The following is a 3,647-nucleotide window of genomic DNA, read 5'->3' as shown; positions in this document are numbered from 1 at the left end:
GGCTAGGGCCGCTCAAGAGGAATATCAGAGGGCAATCGATGCTGCGCAGAAAGCGGCCGAAGAGGAGTCACGTCGCTGGAACGAGGCGAATCCTGGAAAGCAAAAGTGCGTTCAATGGGGACCAATTACAGGCCCAAACGGGGAACAGTCGTCGGGTGGAGTATGCGCAAACCCCGTTCCCGCTGGAACAGCACCCTCAGGCTCTGAAACTGTAGAAGCTCCCTCTGTGGGAGAGGGTGACATCTCCTCTGGTGGTTCGTCTGGCGGTTCGTCCGGAGGGTCTTCTACTCCGAGTGAATCCTCGGGTGATAGTTCGAGCTCCTCAAGCGTTAGCCCTTCCGTCTCCGCTCCGGTTAGCTCAGGGACTGATCCTGATCCAACTCCTCCTGCAGCAACTGTCAACTACAGAGGTAGTGGCCATCCCTTCACCACAATCGTTGAGGGTTCTGTTGGTAGAACCGGTTGCCCCACTGGGTTCCAGGAAGCCAATGGCTTGATCGTTGATGTCTCTACCGGTAAGCGTTACACCGAGTGCTGGCCAACCAGAGCCTGGACTGCCTATCGATTGGGTGGTGAGGCATGGGAGCTTTTCAAGTCAACAGGTGGCAGCTATGACCCAACTGTTGAGGTAGACCGCAGGGCAAAGGTTGAGCTTCTGAAGGCAAAGGCCAAGGAAGTAGCCGAGGCTGCGGCCAAGGAGACCCCTGGTATCGAGAGATGCTCGTCTTGGAGTGGGTTTGGGGAGTCCGGCAAGGAATGTGCTTATGCGTTTATTGCCCCGAGCGACTCAGGATCAGAATCAACTGCGAGCGCCGGTGCCTCAAGCTCTGAGGAAGTCGTGGTGAGATCGGTAACCTCCTCGGCCGAAGCAGTGGCCGAGAAAGGCTCTTCCTCCACTACCTCTTCTGGTGCCCAAGCCAGTGAGTCGTCGACGGTCTCTAGTTCCATAGCTGTTGCTCTGGACACTGTGGAAGTGAGCGGAAACTCGATTGAGGTTGCGAGAACAGCACTTGCGATCACACCAGACCCGGAAGAGGCAAGTTCCATATCCGCCCTAGCTGAAGGCTTCACAGCTGTGCCAACAACGCAGCGGACGCTGCTGAGGGAGTTCCCCAGAGACCCGGATCTCACCTATAGGGTCACCAGCCTGACCAGAGATATTTGTCTTGCGTCTACCTGGAGGGTTCGCATCATGAAACCGGGAGTCTGTCTTGTAAACATCGAAGTCACTGACTCAAGTGGCAATACCTACGAAATCATCAAGCGCATGCGCAGGTGGTTCTAGGGCTGTGAACAACTAAAAGCACTCTCTTAGGTTCTCTGCCATATTCAGCTGTTGCGACTTTGTTGTCAGTACATTTGACGGACAGGATTTATAATGAGTGGATATGGCAAAAGACGACCGTTTAGACCTCCGGCTCACCTCAGAGCAAAAGCGCCTGCTTCAGCACGCTGCCAGCTTGAGGGGAGAGAGCGTGAGTGACTTTGTTATAGCCAGCGCAATGCGAGATGCCGATGAGCTCCTCTTAGATCAAAGAATCTTTGTTTTTGAACCAGATGCCTTTGACCAGTTGCTAGATAGAGCCAAGGATCTAGAGAAGAACAAAGAGGCAATAGACAAGATTCTTGCGATTAGACCGCCATGGCAGGACTGAGTAAGCCCGCTCCCCTAAGTGATCAGGACCTCTCCGGTTTTAGTTGTGGGAACAGAGCCCTTGATGCCTGGCTTAGAAAGTCTGCACTCAAGGCTCAGCGGGTAAATACTGCGAAAGTTTATGTGGTGTGCGATGGGGTTAGGGTCGTTGGATACTACGCCCTAACCACTGCATCGATTGTTAGGGATGCAGTTCCAACGAAAGCCGATGTCGAGCTGCCCAGACACCCGGTTCCTGGGGTGCTGCTTGCCAGACTCGCGGTCGACAGCTCCTATCAAGGTCTTGGAGTTGGTAAAGCTCTGGTTAGGGACGCCCTGATGAAGTCATTGGCTATTCAGAAGATTGCAGGGGCAGTTGTCCTTCTTGTCCATAGCAAAGATGAGAAGGCAAGTGAGTTCTACCTATCACTTGGTTTCGAGCGGTCGCCTGCTATGACAGAGCTACTGTGTCTCCACCTAAGCAGTTAGGTTGAGGTTGAATCATGGTGGTATCAGTCCTAATCTAAAGTTGAATAGGGGGATAGCCATGAAGCGAGCCGCATCACTTCTCACAGCGCTCTTATTACTCACGGGTTGCGCAGGCCCATCCACTACCAAAACCTCCAGCGCCGAAGCTCCTTCAGCCTCGGCTTCCGAGTCAGGAGCAGAGACAACTGATTTTGAAGTTCAGGAGGAAGCACCGTGGAGGTGGAATGCCTGTGATAGCGAGGCTCAGCAGCCCCACACCCAGATATTTGACCGAGAGCTCAGGGTCTATACGCCAAGTTGTGCAACGGACAGAACAAAGGCCACACCTGCTTTAGAGCCAGTCGACCTGGCGACAAGTGCACCTCAGATGTGCATGCTTGAGGAGACCAGCCTTAGTCGAGAGAGGTATGGGGATTACATAATTGGTGGCTTCCCAAGGGCTTTGGTAGATGGAAACTTGCCCTCTGAGGTGGAGCTAACCATGGTGGTGGTCGCAATGGACTGGCCAGATCTGAAGAGCGCGAAGAGCGCTAAAGAGCAGATAGAGCCAGCGGTGGCGTTCACTGATAACTTCTATCGAGTTTTCTCGCGTGGCAAGGTCACTTTTAACTGGCGCATATATGACGAATGGATTAGAGCGCCAGATGAGTCCTCCAATTACTACGTCTCTCAGGAAGAAATGCAGGACGAGCATGGTGCGATGCGGGACATGGCAGAGATCTACTTCCCCAAAGTAATTGAGTTCACGGATCCTTTTGTCGACTATTCCGATGCGGATCTAGTCCTTTACGTTTGGCCGGAGGAACAAGACCTATTCACTCAATACATCATGTGGGATCGCGAGGACTTGGGGCTTGGGCCGTTCATGTCTGATGAGGGGCTGATTTCTCAAGCCTTGACTGGAGGAAAGTTCCACTTTGAAGATGGTAGGGGCGGCTTGGGTCCGTTCTGGGTCCATGAAATGGGACATGCCTTTGGGCTTCCAGATTTAAATTGGAACGAGCTTGATGGTTTGAGAAATGACGGCAACTATCTCCCGGGCTCGTTTAATGGCTATGACCTAATGGCCGGTTTTGATGCCACTCGAACCATGACCAGCTGGCTGATGTTCCTCGCCGATTGGCTCGGCGAGACGGAGCTTTATTGTGCGGACCCCACAGACTTTCAAGGAGGTTCATTTGAGCTATATCCAGTCACGGATGAGTCGGACACACTCAAGTCAATAATGCTTCCGGTAAATGAGCGATTCCAAATTGTCATTGAGAGTCGAAGAATTTCACAGTTTGATGTCGCGGACGCTTCAAAAACTCGTTCGCGCGAGGGGGTTCTCGTCTATCTAGTCGATTCGACCAAGGGACAGGGTGAGGGGACGCAGGTGCTCATAGCCCCTCCAGGCCGAGGGCTTTATGTGTATGCGATTGAAACATCTTTCGCCACCGACCAGCTCGACGCCATGTTCTATGAAGGGAACACGGTTGATATTGCTGGTTATCGAATTACGGTTAACGAATTCACCCCAGAGAGG

Annotated in this window: 4 protein-coding genes; all 4 read left to right on the top strand. The window is 52.8% G+C overall.

Annotation, left to right across the window (positions count from 1 at the left end; translation table 11 throughout):
- A partial coding sequence (locus WAO31_RS02940) for a hypothetical protein (protein WP_509590059.1) occupies positions 1–1,285 on the top strand: 1,285 nt, incomplete at its 5' end.
- A gap of 103 nt (positions 1,286–1,388) precedes the next feature.
- The gene (locus WAO31_RS02935; protein ID WP_509590057.1) at positions 1,389–1,655 is read left to right on the top strand and encodes a type II toxin-antitoxin system TacA family antitoxin; all 267 of its coding nucleotides are present in this window, start codon (positions 1,389–1,391) and stop codon (positions 1,653–1,655) included.
- Positions 1,643–2,122, top strand: coding sequence for a GNAT family N-acetyltransferase (locus WAO31_RS02930; protein WP_509590054.1), 480 nt, complete (start codon positions 1,643–1,645; stop codon positions 2,120–2,122). The genes WAO31_RS02935 and WAO31_RS02930 overlap by 13 nt, the downstream gene beginning before the upstream one ends.
- Positions 2,123–2,180: 58 nt before the next feature.
- Positions 2,181–3,647: metallopeptidase domain-containing protein (locus tag WAO31_RS02925; RefSeq protein ID WP_509590051.1), on the top strand; the 1,467-nt coding region annotated here is incomplete at its 3' end.

Origin of the sequence: Rhodoluna sp., from assembly GCF_049276775.1 — a bacterium.
Taxonomy (GTDB): domain Bacteria; phylum Actinomycetota; class Actinomycetes; order Actinomycetales; family Microbacteriaceae; genus Rhodoluna.
Note: the sequence above shows the minus strand (reverse complement) of the source record. Positions and strands in the feature narration are given on the sequence as shown.

Bases quoted from the DNA above. Each gene is read 5' to 3' on its own strand.
- WAO31_RS02935 (WP_509590057.1), top strand. From the start codon at position 1,389: ATGGCAAAAGACGACCGTTTAGACCTCCGGCTCACCTCAGAGCAAAAG.
- WAO31_RS02930 (WP_509590054.1), top strand. From the start codon at position 1,643: ATGGCAGGACTGAGTAAGCCCGCTCCCCTAAGTGATCAGGACCTCTCC.